Origin of the sequence: Aneurinibacillus aneurinilyticus ATCC 12856 (assembly GCF_000466385.1) — a bacterium.
GTDB lineage: Bacteria > Bacillota > Bacilli > Aneurinibacillales > Aneurinibacillaceae > Aneurinibacillus > Aneurinibacillus aneurinilyticus.
In genome coordinates this window covers 1-19,047 of the sequence record NZ_KE952897.1, presented here as the reverse complement: position 1 = coordinate 19,047, position 19,047 = coordinate 1, and the positions used below count along the sequence as shown (strand labels likewise).

34 protein-coding genes and 1 tRNA gene are annotated in these 19,047 nt (G+C 41.5%); 28 read left to right on the top strand and 7 right to left on the bottom strand.

Going from position 1 to position 19,047, the window contains the following annotated elements:
* The 6 genes from HMPREF0083_RS29540 to HMPREF0083_RS26715 form a co-directional block, all read left to right on the top strand.
* The coding region (locus tag HMPREF0083_RS29540; RefSeq protein WP_021624290.1) for a hypothetical protein at window positions 1–549 on the top strand (549 nt) is incomplete at its 5' end.
* Window positions 546–785 carry a hypothetical protein gene (locus tag HMPREF0083_RS26720; RefSeq protein ID WP_021624289.1) on the top strand — a complete coding sequence of 80 codons (240 nt, stop codon included), beginning with the start codon at window positions 546–548 and terminating at the stop codon, window positions 783–785. The genes HMPREF0083_RS29540 and HMPREF0083_RS26720, both read left to right, overlap by 4 nt.
* Window positions 785–901, top strand: a complete 117-nt coding sequence (locus tag HMPREF0083_RS29870; RefSeq protein ID WP_262360702.1) for a CD1375 family protein — start codon at window positions 785–787, stop codon at window positions 899–901. Before HMPREF0083_RS26720 ends, HMPREF0083_RS29870 begins: the two co-directional genes overlap by 1 nt.
* The gene (locus tag HMPREF0083_RS28495; protein ID WP_021624288.1) at window positions 891–1,103 is read left to right on the top strand and encodes a hypothetical protein; all 213 of its coding nucleotides are present in this window, start codon (window positions 891–893) and stop codon (window positions 1,101–1,103) included. The genes HMPREF0083_RS29870 and HMPREF0083_RS28495 overlap by 11 nt, the downstream gene beginning before the upstream one ends.
* Window positions 1,104–1,194: 91 nt before the next feature.
* Window positions 1,195–1,680: a phage holin family protein gene (locus tag HMPREF0083_RS23010; protein ID WP_167331602.1), complete on the top strand. Its 486-nt coding sequence runs from the start codon at window positions 1,195–1,197 to the stop codon at window positions 1,678–1,680.
* A 3-nt stretch (window positions 1,681–1,683) separates the two neighbouring features.
* On the top strand, window positions 1,684–2,706 hold the full coding sequence (locus tag HMPREF0083_RS26715) for a glucosaminidase domain-containing protein (protein ID WP_021624286.1): 1,023 nt from the start codon (window positions 1,684–1,686) through the stop codon (window positions 2,704–2,706).
* Between the two features lie 171 nt (window positions 2,707–2,877).
* Here HMPREF0083_RS26715 and HMPREF0083_RS23000 read toward each other — a convergent pair whose 3' ends face one another.
* Entirely contained in the window at window positions 2,878–3,111 is a 234-nt protein-coding gene (locus tag HMPREF0083_RS23000) for a hypothetical protein (RefSeq protein ID WP_021624285.1), read from the bottom strand.
* Between the two features lie 466 nt (window positions 3,112–3,577).
* On the opposite strand from HMPREF0083_RS23000, the gene HMPREF0083_RS22995 reads away from it, so the two are divergent.
* Together HMPREF0083_RS22995 and HMPREF0083_RS28490 are read left to right on the top strand one after the other, a co-directional pair.
* Window positions 3,578–3,772, top strand: a complete 195-nt coding sequence (locus tag HMPREF0083_RS22995; RefSeq protein WP_021624283.1) for a hypothetical protein — start codon at window positions 3,578–3,580, stop codon at window positions 3,770–3,772.
* Entirely contained in the window at window positions 3,769–3,942 is a 174-nt protein-coding gene (locus tag HMPREF0083_RS28490) for a hypothetical protein (RefSeq protein WP_021624282.1), read from the top strand. The genes HMPREF0083_RS22995 and HMPREF0083_RS28490 overlap by 4 nt, the downstream gene beginning before the upstream one ends.
* A 42-nt stretch (window positions 3,943–3,984) precedes the next feature.
* On the opposite strand, the gene HMPREF0083_RS22990 is transcribed toward HMPREF0083_RS28490, so the two are convergent.
* A complete protein-coding gene (locus HMPREF0083_RS22990) occupies window positions 3,985–4,227 on the bottom strand; it encodes an AbrB/MazE/SpoVT family DNA-binding domain-containing protein (protein ID WP_021624281.1) in 243 nt (80 codons plus the stop codon).
* 417 nt (window positions 4,228–4,644) lie between these two features.
* Between HMPREF0083_RS22990 and HMPREF0083_RS22985 the strand changes: the two genes are divergently transcribed.
* The 3 genes from HMPREF0083_RS22985 (at window position 4,645) to HMPREF0083_RS22975 (ending at window position 6,777) form a co-directional block, all read left to right on the top strand.
* Entirely contained in the window at window positions 4,645–4,902 is a 258-nt protein-coding gene (locus HMPREF0083_RS22985; RefSeq protein WP_148316054.1) for a hypothetical protein, read from the top strand.
* Between the two features lie 282 nt (window positions 4,903–5,184).
* The gene (locus HMPREF0083_RS22980) at window positions 5,185–6,333 is read left to right on the top strand and encodes a ParM/StbA family protein (RefSeq protein WP_040304621.1); all 1,149 of its coding nucleotides are present in this window, start codon (window positions 5,185–5,187) and stop codon (window positions 6,331–6,333) included.
* Window positions 6,334–6,348: 15 nt separating this feature from the next.
* On the top strand, window positions 6,349–6,777 hold the full coding sequence (locus tag HMPREF0083_RS22975) for a hypothetical protein (protein WP_021624277.1): 429 nt from the start codon (window positions 6,349–6,351) through the stop codon (window positions 6,775–6,777).
* 135 nt (window positions 6,778–6,912) lie between these two features.
* Here the strand turns inward: HMPREF0083_RS22975 and HMPREF0083_RS26710 are convergent, their stop codons facing one another.
* From HMPREF0083_RS26710 to HMPREF0083_RS22955, 4 genes are all read right to left on the bottom strand, one after another.
* Window positions 6,913–7,896, bottom strand: coding sequence for a hypothetical protein (locus tag HMPREF0083_RS26710; RefSeq protein WP_051354774.1), 984 nt, complete (start codon window positions 7,894–7,896; stop codon window positions 6,913–6,915).
* A 294-nt stretch (window positions 7,897–8,190) separates the two neighbouring features.
* Window positions 8,191–8,865, bottom strand: a complete 675-nt coding sequence (locus tag HMPREF0083_RS22965) for a thermonuclease family protein (protein WP_021624275.1) — start codon at window positions 8,863–8,865, stop codon at window positions 8,191–8,193.
* A 63-nt stretch (window positions 8,866–8,928) separates the two neighbouring features.
* Window positions 8,929–9,186: a hypothetical protein gene (locus HMPREF0083_RS22960; RefSeq protein WP_021624274.1), complete on the bottom strand. Its 258-nt coding sequence runs from the start codon at window positions 9,184–9,186 to the stop codon at window positions 8,929–8,931.
* Between the two features lie 274 nt (window positions 9,187–9,460).
* Complete coding sequence (locus tag HMPREF0083_RS22955) at window positions 9,461–9,709, bottom strand: helix-turn-helix transcriptional regulator (protein ID WP_040304619.1); 249 nt, start codon at window positions 9,707–9,709, stop codon at window positions 9,461–9,463.
* Window positions 9,710–9,882: 173 nt separating this feature from the next.
* On the opposite strand from HMPREF0083_RS22955, the gene HMPREF0083_RS22950 reads away from it, so the two are divergent.
* Window positions 9,883–10,410: a LexA family protein gene (locus tag HMPREF0083_RS22950; RefSeq protein ID WP_021624272.1), complete on the top strand. Its 528-nt coding sequence runs from the start codon at window positions 9,883–9,885 to the stop codon at window positions 10,408–10,410.
* 390 nt (window positions 10,411–10,800) lie between these two features.
* On the opposite strand, the gene HMPREF0083_RS22945 is transcribed toward HMPREF0083_RS22950, so the two are convergent.
* Window positions 10,801–11,181, bottom strand: a complete 381-nt coding sequence (locus tag HMPREF0083_RS22945) for a helix-turn-helix domain-containing protein (RefSeq protein ID WP_021624271.1) — start codon at window positions 11,179–11,181, stop codon at window positions 10,801–10,803.
* Between the two features lie 151 nt (window positions 11,182–11,332).
* Here HMPREF0083_RS22945 and HMPREF0083_RS22940 point away from each other — a divergent pair, with 151 nt between their 5' ends.
* From HMPREF0083_RS22940 to HMPREF0083_RS22885, 16 genes are all read left to right on the top strand, one after another.
* Window positions 11,333–11,551 carry a helix-turn-helix transcriptional regulator gene (locus HMPREF0083_RS22940; protein ID WP_021624270.1) on the top strand — a complete coding sequence of 73 codons (219 nt, stop codon included), beginning with the start codon at window positions 11,333–11,335 and terminating at the stop codon, window positions 11,549–11,551.
* Between the two features lie 324 nt (window positions 11,552–11,875).
* Window positions 11,876–12,475: a helix-turn-helix domain-containing protein gene (locus HMPREF0083_RS22935; protein ID WP_021624269.1), complete on the top strand. Its 600-nt coding sequence runs from the start codon at window positions 11,876–11,878 to the stop codon at window positions 12,473–12,475.
* The gene (locus HMPREF0083_RS22930) at window positions 12,472–12,696 is read left to right on the top strand and encodes a hypothetical protein (protein ID WP_021624268.1); all 225 of its coding nucleotides are present in this window, start codon (window positions 12,472–12,474) and stop codon (window positions 12,694–12,696) included. The genes HMPREF0083_RS22935 and HMPREF0083_RS22930 overlap by 4 nt, the downstream gene beginning before the upstream one ends.
* Window positions 12,693–12,857, top strand: coding sequence for a hypothetical protein (locus tag HMPREF0083_RS28485; RefSeq protein ID WP_021624267.1), 165 nt, complete (start codon window positions 12,693–12,695; stop codon window positions 12,855–12,857). The genes HMPREF0083_RS22930 and HMPREF0083_RS28485 overlap by 4 nt, the downstream gene beginning before the upstream one ends.
* The gene (locus tag HMPREF0083_RS22925) at window positions 12,854–13,069 is read left to right on the top strand and encodes a hypothetical protein (RefSeq protein WP_021624266.1); all 216 of its coding nucleotides are present in this window, start codon (window positions 12,854–12,856) and stop codon (window positions 13,067–13,069) included. Before HMPREF0083_RS28485 ends, HMPREF0083_RS22925 begins: the two co-directional genes overlap by 4 nt.
* Before the next feature lie 158 nt (window positions 13,070–13,227).
* A tRNA-Lys gene (locus HMPREF0083_RS28480) sits at window positions 13,228–13,301 on the top strand.
* Window positions 13,302–13,458: 157 nt separating this feature from the next.
* Complete coding sequence (locus tag HMPREF0083_RS22920; protein ID WP_040304618.1) at window positions 13,459–13,677, top strand: hypothetical protein; 219 nt, start codon at window positions 13,459–13,461, stop codon at window positions 13,675–13,677.
* Window positions 13,674–13,826: a hypothetical protein gene (locus HMPREF0083_RS28475; protein ID WP_155847250.1), complete on the top strand. Its 153-nt coding sequence runs from the start codon at window positions 13,674–13,676 to the stop codon at window positions 13,824–13,826. Before HMPREF0083_RS22920 ends, HMPREF0083_RS28475 begins: the two co-directional genes overlap by 4 nt.
* Before the next feature lie 120 nt (window positions 13,827–13,946).
* On the top strand, window positions 13,947–14,825 hold the full coding sequence (gene bet / locus HMPREF0083_RS22915; protein WP_021624262.1) for a phage recombination protein Bet: 879 nt from the start codon (window positions 13,947–13,949) through the stop codon (window positions 14,823–14,825).
* Window positions 14,826–14,880: 55 nt separating this feature from the next.
* The gene (locus HMPREF0083_RS22910) at window positions 14,881–15,303 is read left to right on the top strand and encodes a hypothetical protein (protein ID WP_021624261.1); all 423 of its coding nucleotides are present in this window, start codon (window positions 14,881–14,883) and stop codon (window positions 15,301–15,303) included.
* Window positions 15,304–15,314: 11 nt separating this feature from the next.
* The gene (locus tag HMPREF0083_RS26705; protein WP_051354773.1) at window positions 15,315–16,352 is read left to right on the top strand and encodes a hypothetical protein; all 1,038 of its coding nucleotides are present in this window, start codon (window positions 15,315–15,317) and stop codon (window positions 16,350–16,352) included.
* A complete protein-coding gene (gene dnaI / locus HMPREF0083_RS22900; protein ID WP_021624259.1) occupies window positions 16,349–17,296 on the top strand; it encodes a primosomal protein DnaI in 948 nt (315 codons plus the stop codon). The genes HMPREF0083_RS26705 and dnaI overlap by 4 nt, the downstream gene beginning before the upstream one ends.
* 3 nt (window positions 17,297–17,299) lie before the next feature.
* Window positions 17,300–17,476 carry a hypothetical protein gene (locus tag HMPREF0083_RS28470; protein WP_021624258.1) on the top strand — a complete coding sequence of 59 codons (177 nt, stop codon included), beginning with the start codon at window positions 17,300–17,302 and terminating at the stop codon, window positions 17,474–17,476.
* A gap of 13 nt (window positions 17,477–17,489) precedes the next feature.
* Complete coding sequence (locus tag HMPREF0083_RS22895) at window positions 17,490–17,960, top strand: YopX family protein (protein WP_021624257.1); 471 nt, start codon at window positions 17,490–17,492, stop codon at window positions 17,958–17,960.
* Window positions 17,953–18,498 (top strand): Holliday junction resolvase RecU, encoded by a 546-nt coding sequence (locus HMPREF0083_RS22890; protein WP_021624256.1) that lies wholly within the window; start codon window positions 17,953–17,955, stop codon window positions 18,496–18,498. Before HMPREF0083_RS22895 ends, HMPREF0083_RS22890 begins: the two co-directional genes overlap by 8 nt.
* 141 nt (window positions 18,499–18,639) lie before the next feature.
* Window positions 18,640–18,894 carry a hypothetical protein gene (locus tag HMPREF0083_RS22885; RefSeq protein WP_021624254.1) on the top strand — a complete coding sequence of 85 codons (255 nt, stop codon included), beginning with the start codon at window positions 18,640–18,642 and terminating at the stop codon, window positions 18,892–18,894.
* Window positions 18,895–19,047 lie beyond the last annotated feature (153 nt).

The following is a 19,047-nucleotide window of genomic DNA, read 5'->3' as shown; positions in this document are numbered from 1 at the left end:
GCAATGCCGTCCAAAGCATATACCGTGACCGAACTGGAAGGGGATGCCTTTACCGTTACCGAGAAAATCAATGGTAAGGTCATACGCTCCTTTACAGGCGTAGCCGGACAGGAAAACACCATTACCATTCCTCATGATATGTGGATACGACTGCAACCAGCGACGCAGCATACTCTATCCATCGAGGCGACCGACAGTAAAGGCATGACAGCGGTACGTACCTATACGTTTGTCCGTCAGGAAACCAAGCTCGAGTTCAAACTAAAGAATCCATTTGTCACGGATATAGCAGCCAAGCGGATTCTTGTCACCCTGGATGCGGTGGTACCAAATGGGGCGACAATGAAAGTTGAGGCATGTAACAATGCCTTTGATGCCTCCCCTACATGGGAAGATATCACGAACCATGTTCGATTTAACCGTGGCTTTCTCTTTACGAATACGGAAAAGACAGCGAATAAATGGGGCGTGGACATTCGGTTTGTATTTGAAAAGGGTACAGCGACCAGTCAGGTCATTGTCAATGGATTCGGAGGTGCGTTCGATTGATTTTGATTAACGAGAAGCCGCTATCGCAAATCGAGAAAGAGCGCGAGGAAGAAAAAGCACCGTTAGTTAATATGGGGCAAGATTTAGCTGCCTTGAAAATTAGCAACGCACAAAAGGATGCCATCATACAACAACTTGAACAAGACCTCGCTCGTGAAAAACAACGTAACAAAGACAACGGATTCGCCATTATGGAGCTGTACGAAGCACTTGAGGTTATAAAGGGAGGACAATAATGTCGGTTGCAAAGGTCTATGTAAATGCCATAAAAGACGGTGATATTAAAGTCACTGATGTTCCAGAAAGCATCCAAGACAAAGTAAAGGAGCTACTGAAAGAAGATGAGGAATAAACTCGCTCGTCTCTTCTTATCGGTCGCTCTTTTTATTTTGAAAGGGGGTGATACGATGTTTCCGCGTATTGCAGTAATTTATGTAACATTCATTATCGATGAGGAAATCAGTTACATTGATGTTCCAGCTACGTTGAAAGTAGAAGTCAAAAGACAATTAGAATTACTTGGCTGCGGTCACCTGGTTACAGAGGCTGCATAGACGTCTTTCCTACACATGGAGAGGCGTTTTTATTTTGGGAGCTGTCATGGCTCCCTTTTATTTTTCTAGTAGAGAGAAAGGACAAGTGCATATGAGAAATAACTCAGTGGCCTTCCCGCTATTCGGCATGGCGGGGAGCACTTTTATTCCAGTCTTTCACTTCTTATATGGGGAGGGGATAACCCGCTATGTCGCCATGATATTGTACACCTTAGTTATTGTCATGGATTGGATTGGCGGGTATCGCGCTTCAAAAATCGACGGCTCTTACGCCAGTGAGTACGGTATTGCTGGCGGATTCCGAACTGCCTTTTTACTTCTTATGCCCGCTGTCGGTCACCTCATTGACGTAATCCTCAGTATGCCAGGCGTTGCTTTTGGTTTTTTGACCGTTGCTTTCGGTCAACATATCTGGAAAAGCATGACGGCCAATGTCATTCGTGCAGGATGGGACAAATGGGTACCTGAGTGGGCAATGGTTCGGGTATCAGATGAACTCGATCACAAAGTGGCTAGAGCTAGGGAACGCATTAAACGGAAAACAGACATGTTAAATGACGAAGATAAAGGGGCCTAAACTATGACACAAAACGAATTTATCGAAACAATTGGACGAGCTGCTCAGGCGGATATGAAACGAACCGGCATTCTTGCCTCGCTGACGGTTGCCCAGGCGTGCCTAGAATCGAACTGGGGAAATTCTGGACTTGCTACAAAGGGAAAGAACCTATTCGGCATCAAGGGGCAGGGACCGGCCGGAAGCATTACCATGCCGACGTATGAATGGGAACGAGGTCAAAAAATAAAAATAAATGCAGCCTTCCGTAAATACAATACCTGGGCAGAGTCGATAGCCGATCACTCTGCTCTTTTTTTACGCCTTTCCCGGTACAAGAACCTGATCGGGGAAAAGGACTATAAGAGGGCCTGCCAAAAAGTGCAACAGGACGGGTATGCGACGGACCCAAAATACGCGGCAAATCTTATCTCGATGATTGAGAAATACAAGCTCTATCGTTTTGACCAAGCTTCAACATCCAGCGGCACACCACCATCCTCCACTACCCTGCGCTTGAATAGCCGGGGTGATGACGTAAAATCCCTACAAGAGAAGTTGAATAAGCTTGGCTTTTCAGTAGGAGCTGCGGACGGTATTTTCGGTCGGAAGACAGAGGAAGCCCTCCGAGCATTTCAGAAAGCAAACAACCCGCCACTTGCCATCGATGGCATATGCGGACCAGCTACAAAAGCACTGCTTGAGAAAACCGTTACGGTTTCCAGACCTGGTACATCGGTCGGAACGGTGACAGACAGCAAGAAACCTACTTGCCGTATCGTCGTGAACGGGGCAAGGTTGGATGCACCCGGCATTATCCGGGACAACCTTTCCTATTTGCCTGTACGGGCCATGGGAAACGCCGCAGGAGTAGCGGTAGGCTTCTGCAATGGAAAGGCTACACTGGGAAAAGGGACGCTGGATACCACTATCATTATTGGTGAGATAGGCTATGCGCAAGCAAGAGAGATCGCCCAGGTACTTGGATATAACTTGGAATGGAAGCAAGCAACAAGGGAAGTTATTTTTACAAAAGGAAAGAGATAATAACAAACTCTTGACGAATCATCTCTGCAACCATCTCACTAAAAAACCTGAAATTTTGCAACCGATTTGTCAAAATCAGTATAAAATATTCCTGTTTTTATTCCTCATAAGGAATAAATAACAATGCCCCGCTGTCCTTATGGATGGCGGGGCTTTTTTACATTCTATAAATCATTTTCCCTGTCCCAATTGCTTCGTTTCCTCTTCTCGTTCTTTCTTCTTCTCCTGCTCAAATTCATTAACAGCAGCCACTAATTCACGTATTCTCATAATCCCTTCTTCAGCAGATACATGTTCAAATTCAAGAAGCCCCTCAACATAACCAAAAAAATACTGATATAGACTGTCCAATTCTTGATTTTTTTCACGGAAATATTTAAGGTAATACTCTCTATTAAAATCCATGCACATCACTCCTCTACAAAGCGATTTATCTTCTCTTTAGCATAATTCAATTCCTTAAAAGCAAACAACCTTTTATCGTTTTTTAGCAATAAATTCAGAAGTAAAAAATGGACGGGTCATTCCCATAAAAATAAGTCAGTTTAACCACTAAATTAACTCAGGGTTGTTTTCGGGTAAATACAATAGAAAAATTAGTCAAGAAAAACATAGGCATATCAAGGGATTTGCCGTCTGTAGAGAGGAATCACAAAAGGGAAACAAGGTAAGTAATCATGAGGGGTAATCATGATACCCCGTTTTGTATCCATAATCCGATTCCCCTTTATGATTCCTATATCTATCCCCATAGTAAACCTTATTTTTCGTTTCTATTGGTGCTTAGTGGGACGAGTTTTTTCGCTATTGGAAGGATTTTACTCATTTATATCGAATGGTAAAAAATAGGATATAGAAAGGAGATCAAAGAATGAAATGTTACGTTTGTAAGGCAACAGATAGTATAAGCCTACCTATGTACCTCGACAAAAATAAACGATTATTCTCTGAGTCAAAACTGGAAGCTTTCCGAGTTCTTCACCCTGAAGCTGCATATATAGAATTTGAAAAAGTAATGGTTTGTGGTATGTGCAAATTCGAAATGGAAGTGAGGGAAGCAAAATGACAGAAACACGAAAGTACATTATACAACTTGATGAGAACGGAAGGATTCAATTACCTGAAGAGATAACAAAGAACATACATAGTGGTTTATTAGATTTTGAGGTAATCGGGGATAAACTCCTAGCAAGAGAGCCAGAACCTGACCAGATATTCATTTTATACAAAGAATAAGAGTGATGCCCCACTAACCTATTTTTAGCAGTGGGGCTTCTTTTATATATGCTTCAGCTCTCTCAAGCAGGAATCGCAAATTTTTTTACCCTCATACTCAACAATTCTTGAAATAGAATTACAGAACAAACATCCAGGTGCGTACTTTTTAAAAACAATTTGTTCGCCGTCTACAAAGATTTCTAGACTATCCCCAATTTGTATTCCTAGTTTATTTCTTACCTCAATTGGGAATACGATTCTACCTAGATTATCGATTTTGCGAACAATTCCCATTTCATACATGATGTTCCCTCCCTGTCTGCATTATTTTACCTACATTGTAAAATTATAAATAGATACTTTTTTCGATTCAATAATTAAACTATCTACGTTACCCGGAAACAGACCAGGCAATACCAATAGATTAATAGAGCCATATTCTATCAACCGGGAAAGCGGCGGGCATGTTTACATAGTTTCATAGGGCCACCAGGAAAGGAACGGGAACCTGACATAAAGAAGTACTTCCGCCCTTCTCTTTGTCTTCTTTGCGTAAGCGGGCAATCCGGTACCGATTCCCTTTTGCCATATTCGGCCTGCCCGGTAATTAGTTCAGGGGCAAATAAAACAAGCTGTCATATTGCCTCCCCTCCCCTGCATATGATCTACTGAATCCATCGATCACTGGATCACTTTCAAAATATATGGGGGGCGATGATTTTGGCAGGAGAAGGACGATGCATGGGCGGGAAGAGATGTGTAAGGAGAGCTATATCATTATCAAACGCATACGATCTTAAACTAAAAAAACTTTCTACATCATGTGATTTCCCTCCAGCCACACTGGCGTCAATGATTATACAATACGCTTTGGATAGTCCTGAATTTATTATGTCAGTACAAAAACAATTTAATAAAAATAAACATTACTGGGTAACCCCTGTCAATTCACAAGGTGAAATTACTTACTTACCATAAACCAACGCTGCTCTATTTGTTTTACAATCTTCTTTTCTACCTTATAGCATTTCTGGCATTTCCCATAGTTCTTCTTATATATTTTGGCGGTGCAGCGGCCACCGCATTCTCTACATTTCATTCCGCTCACCTCTTTCTTTATTACCAAGTATGGCCTTATTTCATTCGAGATAAACCTTGCGCGTAAAAAAGTACACAAAAAGTATACATTCAATTGACAGTGTATACAAAAAGTGTACAATCAAAGTTAAGATGATTAATTTAGGGAAAGGGGCAAGGAAGATGAAAGCGAGAATGGCGGCTATTGATGCTGGAAACGACGGGTTTAAGTGCCTATTTAGCGGTCTTAATAAAGAGAACGAGGTATATATCCCGAATGTAATTGCAAAGGCAAATGAAACCAGGGATATTGTAGAACTGGAGAAAAAAGTTTTAGATGGTTTGCATGTAGAAGTTACCTCTTCAGCATTAGAGCAGGGGAGGGGCATTTACGTCGTTGGAAAGTTGGCTGCAAGAAATCAAGATAGTGATGAATTGACAGCGGACAAAAACAAATCGGAGAATGACCAAACCTTAATTGTCTTTTTAACCGCTCTAGCATTTGACGGAGTACAACATTTTGAAGAAAAAGACGGCATTATTGATGCTACATATGTAATCAGCACCGGCCTTCCTTTGGAAGAAGTGAAAAAGAAAAAGAAACGTACATTTAAGGAAAAACTTATCAAATCTACTCATGAGGTAAAATTCAGGGATACGCCTTATGTTGGCGGGAAAACTGTCCGTATTAAAATTGTGGATGCTCTTGTGAACACAGAAGGGCATGCTGCTATGTTTGATTTAACTACCAATGATGACGGTTCTATCAAGAATGAAGAGTTAACAAAAGTAACATTTTTAATTAACGATATTGGCGGTTTATCTACTGACTTGGCTATTATTGATGAGTCTGGAAATATTGACAATGATCACTCTGACGGTATCAAGGAAGGGGTTTCCCCTTATCTTGATGAAATTATCCGTCGTGTATATAGCGAATATGGGTACCGATTTAAAAGCCGTCGGGAACTGGTTAACATTATCACTGATGACTCAGAAGATAAAAACCATATTTATGTTATAGGAACTAAAACTCCAATTAAAAAGTTTGTAGATGAAGAACTAATGAAATTAGCTCGAAAAGAATATAGTTTAATCAAAAACATGTGGGCAAAAGTTCCGAGTATCCGTTTATCTTATCAAATCGGTGGCGGAGCGCTTATTCTAAAAGAATATATGGAAAAACTAAATGAACAAGATAAAAACTTCCCGCTACGCTTTGTAGGAAAAAAGGATAGCGTTTGGATGATAGCTCGTGCATATTTCAAATTACTCCGTATCTACGTCAAACGCAAAGGTATCGACGTTGAAAATAGCATCAAAGTTGAATAAGAAACAGGTGATACCATGGCAAGATTAATAAAACCCGGGCAGACGATTCCATTTCGGCTGCCAAAGGACACACCTGAAGATATAATCGAATATCTGAACGAAATGAAAGAAAAAGAAGGTAGTAGCTTTAACAGCAAAGTCACCTCTCTTTTCATTGAAGCCATTTACAAAAAGAAAGCAGAAAAAAAAGATGTAGTTTCATTTCCGCTTCCAGGTACGTTGACTGAAGAACAGCAGCGCTGGATTAACAATCAACACACCCGACAAGCACTTGGCCAATGGGTTTATCAAATGATCACCCAACCTAGTAAACCTGTAGATGTAGTTACAGAACCATCGAAAAAGAAAAAAGAACATGACGAAGAAACTAGCCCTCCAGAGGCGTTCCAGATAAGCGATTATCATTCTGGAGCCTTGGACGGATTTTTCGATGACGATGACTAATCGGACCGTGTTCTATATAATACGCTCAGAAAGCTCCTGTAAAGGGGCTTTTTCGTTTTATATAAAACTCTATTTGTTTTTTTCTAAAAGGGTAGGGCGGGGCGATTCTGTGGCCCTGTCGCCCTGTTTTATGTATTACTCGGTTTCATTATCGAGCCAATTGAAAAATGGATACTTTGTTTGCGTGTCCGTAAGAGATTTGTTATGGGCAACTTTAGCCAAACGGGCGGATTGTTCAAATTCCTCTCTCAACTGATTTTCTTTTTGTTTAAGTGTCTTTGCAAAGTATGCAGGTAAGTAGTCTATTTTCCCTGAATGTTTACGTGCAATAGTTTCTTGAAATGCAGATTCAAGGGCATCATAACGGTACTGCTGTCCACCTAAGAGAATAATAATTGCTCCTACTTCTTCGATAGGAACATGATATTCTTTTGCGTACCAAACTACTTTTTTTTCATAGCTTGTTAAATCTCTTTTTATAATCTCTTTTAATTTAATATCTTCATCATCATCTTTATTAGTAAATTCATTATTAGTATAGAGCGGATAATCCAGAACTGGATTATCCACCGCCGGATTATCCGTTTCTGGCTCTTTTTCAACCAGAATTGGATTATCCGTTTCTGGTTTTTTATCCACATTATCCACAGATTTAGCCATTTTCGGATTATCCGTTTCTGGCTGAAAACCCTCTTTTTGAAGGCGTTTATCGTTCTTTCTTTTGTTCCGAGCTTTAACTTTTTCTTTCGCTGCTTTCGCCTTTGCCTGACATTCTTCACGATATGGGTTCAGATCTGGATTTTCATATACTTCATATACCCACTGTTCAATTTGTCCCTTTTCATTGCGTTCTGCATAGTAATAGACATAACCAGCTTCCATAAGATCGGTAAGAGCTCCCTCGACTACGGTCTTTCCGTCAGGGCTACGGTTGATTAAATCTTCCTTGCAGATTGTCCAGTCATCTGGCCGGGATAATAGGTACCCTAAAACCCCTTTACCTCTCCAACTGAGGTTTTCATCTTCAAAACAATGCTTATCAATTTGTACAAAAGGATTCTCCCGTTTGTTTACACGAACGTATGTATTTTTGTTAGTAGGTTTTTTGTTCTTTGCCATGACTTTTTCTCCTCTCAATTTCAGCACAAGTCTTGCAAAAGGAGGTGCGGTATCGTACAATAGCGGTAACGATATGAAAAAGAGCGCACTGAAGAAGGCCCTGAAAAGGTATCTTTTTTTCAGAGCGATATATCTCCTTTCGCAAAGCCCCAATCAGGTCGCCAAACTCAGAGTGGGGTTTTTTGCTGTCGTTTTTTGTTGTTGTCACAATTCTAGCACAGAGAATGGATGTTTGCCACAGTTATCCTTTGATAGAAAAAAACTCCCTAGTTGGATAACCAGGGAGCTTCCTCTTTACTTTTCAGCCCAAAGCCCTTTCTTGGCATCTCTTGCTTGCTTCTGAAGCTTTACAAAGCTATCTGTATATTTTACGTTCGGCGGGAACGTTGCAACTTGGGCATAGCCTTCTTTTACAAGTGTTTGATTTAGCATCTCAGCTTTTGGATTCTTAGCGTTGCCTAACCATACATACGCCAGCAGACGCCCGTATTTGTCGCGCTGTTGAACATCAAACTCTAAAGTTACTGTTTGTCCATTGAGACGCTTCTTGGTGTAAGCAGAGGCTTCTGGGCCGTATGGCTGTACGGGTTTGTTTGGATGGACAGTCTCAGGAGTATCAACACCGATTAAACGAATGCTTTCTTCTTTGCCATTTACCTTTGCTTTAAATGTATCCCCATCTACAAGTTTAGTGACCGTAACTTTTAAAGTACCAGGAAGCTTTTGAGCTGGCTTAGTTGTAGTCGACTTTGCGGGAGTTGGTTGCGTTGCTTTTGTAGTAGGGGTAGACGTTGTTTTTGTGCTGCCTCCGTTATGATAGTGATATTCCCCGTCTTTTAATCCCCATTTAGCACAGTTTGTCCGGCATGTGTGTCCTCCATTTGCGTCGGTGCGGCCGGGATGAGCAGAAGCGGATAGGGGAGCTGCTACTAGCCCTAGTGTGATGAGTAAAGCCATAATTTTTTTCATGCAGATTCTCCTTACCTTATTTAAATTTTACGTTACCGTATTAGTGGGGTTTATCATAATAACTTACATTTGTTTTTTGTGTAACGATTTAGAGGGAGATTTATTCGATTGTTCTTCTTTTCCTTCTTTTATTGCTTGAACGATCCCATATATAAATGCAGATACTATAGAAATCATTATTAAAACATCAATCACTTTTCCCCACCAAGCTATTTCCCACAAAAATAAAGCGAAAATAGAAATAAGCGCCAATGAAATTAGATTTTTAATTCCTTTCGGAAACAGAACGGCTAAAATTAAAATAATTACAAGTATAATCATTGAATTTCCCCCTTTCTTAGTTTTCTTCGCTTAACTTTCTCATTTGTCCCTTGAGCAAAAACTTCTCTCTAAAATAATGTAATTATTACTATTGAATCTCTTACATTTTTTCGCCTATTCTTTAATCAAAAAGAGCAAAGGGCGATCTACGTGCGGCAAAAGGAGCAGCTTGGTACATACATCAAAAGGTGCAGAAAAGGAGAGTAATAAATTAAGTAGGGATGAATTTTTTACACTAATATGTGTAAAAGTGGCCCGGAGTAGAGAAAAAACTCTACTCATCATTTTGCCTGCTCTTCAACTCTGAAAACGGGACAGTATTCCACTTATACAATTCTTCGATTGTGCAATTAAGAATAGCTGATATCGTTGCAGCAACCGCAAGATTCATCGTTCTTCTGTTATGAACATAATCGTTAATGACTTGCGGGGAAAAACCAATTCGTCTTGCAAGTTCTGTTTGTGACATTTTTGCCCGTTTTAGCCAGTACCCGAGCAGGCATCGTCCGGGCACTAAAGCCATAAGCACCTCCGGGGGCATGGGGTCATTATCATTCCAATTATACAAGATAAAAGTATGAGGATTGTTGTTTTTTATTGCTTTTGTAAAGGTACGGTATTACAATATAGTTAAAACAGGAACGTTTGTTCTCAAAAAGAATGATTTGGATATATAGATAAAGAGAGGGAAGAAGGATGGGGGAATTAAGCGCTAGACAGCAAGCTATTATTGATTTCATCAAGAGATACCAAAACGAAAAGGGGTACCCTCCCGCCATTAGAGAAATTGGGGATGCGGTTGGATTAATGTCAAGCAGCACGGTTCATGGCCATCTTGCGCGTTTAGAAAAGAAAGGGCTTATCAAACGAAACCCTTCAACAGCGCGTACTATCGAATTGACCGATACACAAGAAAACAGTGGTGCATTTTTTGCGAACGACAGTGGGAAGGTTTTATACTTTGTTATAGAAGATGATGGAATGATAAAATCACAAATCAAGAAGGGGGATACAGTCCTGGTACGCCCTGGGAATGTAGCAAATGGAGAAATAGCTTTAGTGTCCTTGTATGGGCGGAAGATGGTTCGTAGACTGTATAAAGACGGTAAACAGATGCTATTAGAATCAGAAGTTAAAACAGAGCGTTCGATATTTACGACTGAAGCAACAGTCATCGGGAAGGTGATAGGGGTATATAGTTGGATTAACGATGGAGCTATATAGAAAAGGGGATTTGGATATATGGCAGAGGAAAAAGAAAAGTGCGAAATTGATATTGAGAATTTCATCCAAGAATTTGAAATTGATTTCTCTCTTGTATTTAAGGGGTAGCGTCCCGAAAATGCGGATTTACAACGTTAAGCTTCTTTTTTTAATGAAAATTTGATATTTAACAACGATAAGCATTTTGAGATAAGTCTTATGAGACAGTATAAACCTATAAAACACGTAAAATCAGGTTTGTCTCAATAGATTAGACCTTATTGAGACATTCGCTGAAAGTCTTGATATGACAGCTTTTATTATCTTATCGTTGTATATCCGCATAATCCTGGCTTGACCCCTTTAATAAAAAAGAAGAGCCAGCTCCTTAATCAAAGGGGTGGCTCTTTTTTATGAATTGTCGCCCTTTCTTGCTCTCCATTCAGCTCTTACAAATTCAATAAAAGTCTTTATTTTATCTTCTGGAAGTTCTCTCCCATCAATAGTAAATTTAAACTTCTCCATAATTTCTTCATCAGAAAGCTCTATATTATTTAAAAGTTCTTTTGTTTCTTGGCTTACTATTCTATTCGGATCTTTTGTTCTTCCGAGAAGGTAGTCTATAGAAACTTTAAAAAAATCAGCAAGTTTTTGTAGTGTTTCATTATCAGGTTCTCTTTTGCCTTGTTCGTACATAGCATACGTGGTTCGAGCGATTCCTATTTGTTTTGCTACATCTTCTTGCCGAATTTTTCTTTTTGTTCTTTGTTCTTTCAGCATTTTCCCTAACATTAACGACACCTCCCCTGTATCATTATAACTACACAATAAGTGACATAAAAGAAATGTCACAATTAGTGTAAAAAAAGGTTGCTTGTACGCTTAATATGTATTATTATAATAATAGTTACACGAAGCGTGACAACGAAAGGGGGTAGAACATATGCGAAAATGGATGGTTGATAAAAGAAAGTCCCTAAAATTAACTCAAGAAAAAATCGCAAAACTTGCTAAGATAGCTAGGACGACATATGCCATGTATGAACAAGGGAAGCGAAGACCTAGTGTTCCAGTAGCTAAAAGGTTGGCTAAAATTTTAAAAGTTAAATGGACTCTTTTTTTTGAAGATGAATGTCACGAATCGCGTACAAAAAGTGCTTAAAAAAATTATATAACAACAAAATCATTTATATAACTGGTAGATGCTTCTTGATGCTGGGTTTTACTACTCAAATAGCGTAGTAAGCAAGGCACAAAAGGATGCAGTGAACACTATAGGAACGTATGGTCGATGTATTATTATACTGCGCGGTTTATCTCACCAAAAGAACGCACTGCCTGCTTATCCGCACTGTTATATCTGACTATTCAGATTTTTATTGTTGTCTTAGTAAGTGAACTCCCCTGTCTACCAAGGCGGAAAGCGAAATCAACCGCTGATAAACAAATAGTAATGCAAAAAACAGAATAAAGGAGAGGCGAACATATGGCGAACAGGCTATATAGCAAAGAACAAATCGGCTTGTATCTGCGTTATTTCCGCGAAAACAGCCATGTACCGGATTATCAGAAGCAATCAGCACTCGGTAGAGCATTAGGCATCAGTCAAAAGAGAATGAGCCACATTGAAAATTGCTTGTGTGCCCCGGATTTAGAAATAGTTTTACGCTGGTGTACATTAACTGGCTGGCACGAAGGAAGAGAAATGGCTCTCTATATGTACGATGTGACACCGATGGCCTTACCACCGATTACACCGGAGTTGAATCAACGATACATTGATGCGCTTATCAACTTAAAAGAGCAGCTTATGCACGCTATGGAGTCGGTTGATGCTTCGATAGAAAATTACAACTCACGACGACCAGGACAAGCCTTTTCTTTCATCAACCTTATGCCTGAAAAGAAAGAGATTGTTGATTTGATTCCGGCCGTAAAAACCGTGTTGTACTCGGCTGAACGCGAATTCGGCTTTGATATTCCAGAAGTCATGCGTACCTGGATACAGGAATCGCTTGCAGACGGACTTACGATGCCACGACTGGATGAACTGATTAGACGGACGAAAGGAGCTGTAACAGCATGAACGAACAAATGGAACTACTCAAGGAACGTGCAGAATGGCATCAAGGAGAATTCAGCAAGTACGAAAATGACGATAGCCCGTATGCACAGGGTGCAGCACAATATCACCTCGAAAAAGCACAAGAGGCTTGGAATGATTATGGTCGTCTAAAAGCCTATGTTGAAACAACTGAACGATGGAGCACAGATGTTATTTCATTACCGGGGAGAGTGTTGAAATGAGCTGGAATATGCGTGAACAAGAAGTATTAGAACGCACGGCAGCTTATGATATGAGCTTCATGAATGATGAACAAAAAGAGGCCTATCAACAACGATTGACTTTGAACAGGATAAAACTTGAGCAGGAACAATCGCAAATTCAGGAGGGACGAAGAAAATGAGTCGATTAGAAAAGATTCTTGAGGTAATGGAAATAGCCAAACGAGATGCAAAACGATTATTGGAACTGTCAAAGCAGTATGAAGATGCTGGGGAATACGAAATAAGCAAAATTGTTTGGTCAGGTCACAAGTTAGCAATGAAAGAATATCACGAAGCATCGTATTTTTACACAAAAATAGCCGCCTGGAGTGGGGACTCTCAAACGGCGTAACCATTGGTTGTAAGTAATCATATAGGAAAACTTAAATAATTGCAAGTCTAAACGTGAAAGGTGGTGATGCTTTATGCGCTAGTCATGGAACAACCTCACTACCAGCGTACTTACTACTACTTACGAGGCAGTACAATGCGGTCCTGTCTCGGCTTTCTGGCCAGATAGCTTAAGGGAAAAGCGCTGGACTTTTAATCCAGATATGCTGGTTCGAATCCGGTAACGGCCACCATAGGGGAAGGGAGGGAAAAACTCCATCTTTCGTGTCGCATACGTACTTCCCCTTACTTTCATCAAGCGAATACATACGGCGTAGCCATAGGAGCTACAGTTCCGACGTAGAGGTAGGGGCGTCGGTTCGCTAAACCAATATGAAAGGGGAGGGTTACATGAAAAAAATCACGGTAATAGGCACTGCTTATTTAAGAGTTGATTACTCAGTTGAGTTGCCGATGAGCGAAACGGATTTCGATGCATTACCAGCAGAAATGCAAAATGATTTACTGGAAACACATATCGATTGGCTGGAGGAATGCAAACAAGCAGAAGTTCAAGACTTTGATATTGATGAAATCGAAGAAACGGAAGAGGGTGAGGAAAGTGAATGAAAAGATGTACATCGGCTACACTTGCCCAATCGCTGATTATCATAATCTCGCCTTTGAGCACTGCGTTCAATGCGAATGCCTTCACGGTTGCTACGGCGACAGTGGAGAGCCGCTTTTCTTCGAACCAGCGTGTTCAGAAGGTCCGGTAATGGAAGAGAAATAAAAAACGACCTGCGGGAACAGGTCGTTTCAAAAAAGTCGCTCAAAAAATATCGTTAGTCCAATTATAGCACAGGGCGGCTTTCAAATTCAATAAGGAGGCATGACATATGGCCGTTCCAGAAAGAAATCTATCGTTAGTAAATCAGCCATCGGTACCTACACTTCAATTCGATGAAACAAAGCTTCAGGTGATTAAAAACACAGTGGCCAAAGGTGCAACGAATGATGAATTTCAGATGTTCATCCATTTGTGCCAGCGTTACAGCTTAGATCCTTTCCTAAAAGAAATATGGTTCATCAAATACGGAAACAGCCAGGATTCTCCTATCATCATGACTAGCCGGGATGGATACTTAAAAATCGCACAGCAAAACGATAACTTTGAAGGCTTAAAATCCTTTGTTGTTCGAGAGGGAGATATATTCGAAATCGACGCCCAGACCGATGCGGTCATACACAAATTTGGAGCCAAACGAGGAAAAATCATCGGTGCGTGGGCGGCTGCTTACCATAAAACCCGCCGTCCCGCCGTCTGCTTTGTTGAATTCGAAGAGTACAAAAAGAACAGTGATGTATGGAAAAAGTATCCCTCTGCCATGATTCAAAAGGTTGCCGAAGTATTCGTTTTAAAACGTCAGTTCGGCATCTCCGGCCTTGTTACACAAGAAGAAATGAGCATTCCGAAAGAGGAAATGCCACATACAAAGAGCTACCGCGTGGATGATACGCCTTTGCAGACGGAACCGGAAATCATGTCACAAGAAGAACCGCCACAGATGGACGATGTAGCACGCAAACGCTACTTCCTAGACATGATGAATCGAATCAAGACGTCCGCCATCGTTGCCGGATATGCAGAAGACAAAGTAGGGCAGGAAATCCGAAAGGCAGGGGAACTGGTACTTGGTAAGCCAGAGCCTAAGGGTTGGACATGCGCAGATTGCCAAACGATACTCGACTATTTTGATGAACAACTAAAGTTTTAAATGATACGGCGGGGGCGGCCATGCCGCTCCTGCCCCATAGAAAGGGAGTAGAAAAATGCAAGATGATGTCATCTTTCGATTAATGGGGATAGCGTTTGACCTCAAGCAAAAAGAAATGGCTATGCAAAAGTTATTCGGGGAATTTTCGATGTTTGCTACAGAATCCATAGACCACTTATTTTGGGTCATTCATGACAGTCTTGGTCTTCCAGCAGATAACTGGAGGGAAATAGAAGAAAAATACACACAAAGTCACCCGAATGCTTCACATGAGGATGTGTACCAATATATGTCGGAAAATCCAGAAGCCTATTGTTCGGACAGTATTTGGGATACCTTTCATGAATTCTGCCGGGATCAAATAACCAAAGAAGAGTTTTTGCAGGTAGCAAAAGAAACGGCAGCGTTTTTTCAAAAGCCAGTAGAAGAGAGAATGGCAATTATGAAAGCTTCAGCACAACAAGATTGGCCTGAATAGGGGATGAGAACGTGAGCAAAACAGTAGAGCAAATAGGGCGTATGAATTGGACTGGGAATATCATACCGGCGAACTGGTTTAAAGAACTTCGGTTTGCGAACGGAAAACCGCATGTAAACGCCATTCTCATTCTATCAGAACTTGTGTACTGGTATCGCCCAACCGAAATCAGGGATGAGACAACAGGCGAGTCTATCGAGTTCAAGAAAAAATTCAGCAAAGACAAATTACAACGTTCCTATGCTAGTCTCGCTGAACAATTTGGAATCTCGAAGCGCCAAGCAAAAGAGGCAATGGATTTTCTGGAAAATGAGAAGAACATTATCAACCGAGAATTCCGAACGGTCGATACAGATGCCGGAAAATTAAACAACGTCTTGTTCATTGATATTAATGTAGACGAACTCAAAAAAATCACGTATCCATCAACGCACCACCTATTACGTTCTAACGTAGGAGGGTCCTACATTGAAACGGACCACCCTCCTACGTTGAAACGGGGGACAAATACAGAGATTACTACAGAGATTTTAGAAGATAGATTGATAGAGAGTGGGAATACGCGCGAATCATCTTCTCAACCCAATACAGAAAGTGACGGGATGCCGACTTCCGTTCCTGGTACTGCACAGGAAGAAATATCACTGCCTGATTGGTTAGGGAGGATTGAAGAAAAGTATGTATCGCTACGCGGCAAGTACATGAACGACAAGGACTATCAAACAGCTGTGCAGCTCATCAAGTCAGGCATACCGTTACAAACCATTCTAGACGGCATTGATACGACCTTCGAAAACAAGAAAAAGAGCCAGGATAACGATTGGAATGAGATTCGCTCCCTTGCTTACTGTGCAAAAGCCATTCAGCAGCTCCATAACGAAAGAACAGCACGAGCCAAGGCAAGAGAAGAACTTGAACAGTTTGTTATAGACGATCCGCCAGTCGAACGGGAAGCGGCCGTTACCACAGAACCAGCTCAAGCGGACCCGCAGATGGATGAAGAAATGAAGCGCCTACTTGAACAGATGAAAGGCGGGAAGGAAACATGAACCATATTGCAACAGCTATCAAGCATTTACCCGTCGGAAAGCGAGCCAATATGTTTGAACGATTTCAGCAGATTCAAAATCAAATCGAACAACATCCGGCAGTGATAGAGCTTCGAAAAAAATATCCGAAACCAAGCAACGGACAAATTGACCCGTTCCCCGTGGCAGACCTGCATCAATACACACGGGAATATGAGAACTGCCAAAAGTGCCCGGGACTCGACCGCTGCATGAATCTGATGCCAGGATACGCATTGCAACCAGCCGCAGACAGTCCAGCGCTCAAGTGTGAACCTTGCGAGCTGAAGATTGGGCAAATGAGGCAAGCGGAGCTTCAACGGATGGTTAAGAGTCACCATATCAAGCCGCATATTCTCAATAGCACGTTCGATGAACTTGTGGCTGATAGTGATACAGAACGAAAGCCAGCCATCATGCAAGCAATGAAATTCTGCGCCGACTTCGAGAAAGGGAAAACCACTCGCGGGATGTACCTTTACGGCGGAATGGGGCGCGGGAAAAGCAAAATAGCTGGGGCGATGGCTGGAGAGCTGGCAAGGCGTGGCGTTGATGTGTTGATGGTATATGTCCCGGACTTTTTGGAAGAAATGAAGGACTCCATCCGAGAGAAAACACTGGATGAAAAGCTACAGGCCTTCAAAACGGTATCGGTGCTCATTCTGGATGATATCGGAGCGGAAGCGCTGACCAAATGGACACGGGATAGCGTATTAGGCCGGATTCTTCAGGAACGAATGGAAGTACTCCCTACCATCTACACATCAAACCTTCCAATTCGGGCGTTACAACAGCATATGGAGAATGTACCGGATGAACCAACATCAGCAGGGAAAATCAAAGCACAACGGATTATGGAGCGGATTGAACCATTTGTAAAGTCAGTAGAGGTACGAGGCCGGAACTGGCGGAGAGAGGGGAAATAGTAAATGTGCAAGATATGCGGCGGTAAAGGGATTGTACAAAACGTTGTGAGCTATGGGGTTTCATCTCAACCTTGCTACTGTGAGGCAGCAGAAGAGAGACAACGGAGAGCAAACCAAGAGATTGATCAGATGTTAGCAGATATTCGAGCTAGAAAACAAAAGCGGAAACAAACAGCGTAAGGGAGGCGGAAACATGCGGGAACACATGTATCGTGCTTGGGATAAAGAAAGAAACGTAATGGTTTATCCCAATCAAATTTATCCTAAAGGTCAATATCAGATGCTTTTGCATGATATAGCCGCAAATCGTAAAGGATTAGCGTTACAACATTTTCAATATGACGGTGATGTATTTGCTGCTCCTAATTGGGAAGATGTTGACGCATATTTCATGCAATATACCGGCATCAAGGATACAGATAATCAAAACATCTATGAGGGGGATATCCTCATTGTTCAAAGTATGTTGACGGAAATGACATTGCCATATAAGGCAGAAGTTGTTTGGGATAGATATCGTTTTGCATTACGGGAGCTTAGAAAAAATGTTTTTGGAAATGCAATTCCTTACTCCAATGTAATTGCCGATCCATCCTACTTCAACCTTAAGATTATCGGAAATGTTTACGAGAATATGGGATTGCTGGAGGAACAACATGGCTAGACGATTTTATAAACGGCGTCCAGAAGCATCCGGGCAAGCATTTGAAGACCTGATAGACTCAACTAATTTGCAATATAAAAACGGTGAGGTAGCGCTGATACATAAACGCCCTACGCCAATCAAAGCATTAAAAACACAAGGGAATCGTGTACTAAGCGGAGTCTTTGAAAAGAAAAGCACGGTCGATTATGACGGAATATATCGCGGTAAGGCGCTCTACTTTGAAGCAAAGAATACGCAAAGCGAGACAAGTTTTCCGCTTGCGAACATAGAGGTGCACCAGTTGGAACACTTCGAGACAGCAGAAAAACACGGTGCCTTATGTTTTGTCCTGATCAGATTTGAAAAGAAAGGAACCATCTTCTATGTTCCATTCTCGTTCATTCAGAAATGTCGGAAACGGGCCAAGGAAGGCGGGCGGAAGAGTATCGCATACAACGAATTCCTGGAACACTGTCCAGAAGTCCCGGTAACTCTGCGGGCGAATATAGACTATCTGCTCTTTGTAGACAGGGAGATAGAAGGCGAGACAGCATGACCATTATTAAAACCCTTGAGAATACGTTGGAAAGCCTATATCTTCGGGCAAAATTTTCAAATCGGAATACCTTGGAAATAAAGCGGTCGATTCGTCTAGTCGAAAGATATCTCTCAGATTATATGAAATGGGGCGGAGCGCATGGAAATGGTTAATAGCGGTACATTGTACTTCAGCGGAAGGCCGGTTATGGATGTGTTGGATGACTTTCTCAAGCCGCGGGAGGCGGAAGTCTATACGCCACCTAAGCCCACCAGAAAAGTTCCAGTGGTTGTAGTAGTCGATACAAAGAAAATACAGCTACAGATTCTACAACGTATTGCAGAGCGGACGAGAAAACGGCGCATCAAGCGTAAAGTAACCAATCGAATTTCTCAAATGGAGCAGTGGTCATAGGTGGTGGTCATTCATGGAGTCAAAAGAAATAATCGGTGATTTGTTTCCGCAGCTCCCACATGTGAAGCCCAAAAAGAATAAGGAACTATATTGCGGCGGATGCAAGTACTTCCCGTTTTCAGGGAAACAGAAGGAGCGTTGCGGGAAGGTGTA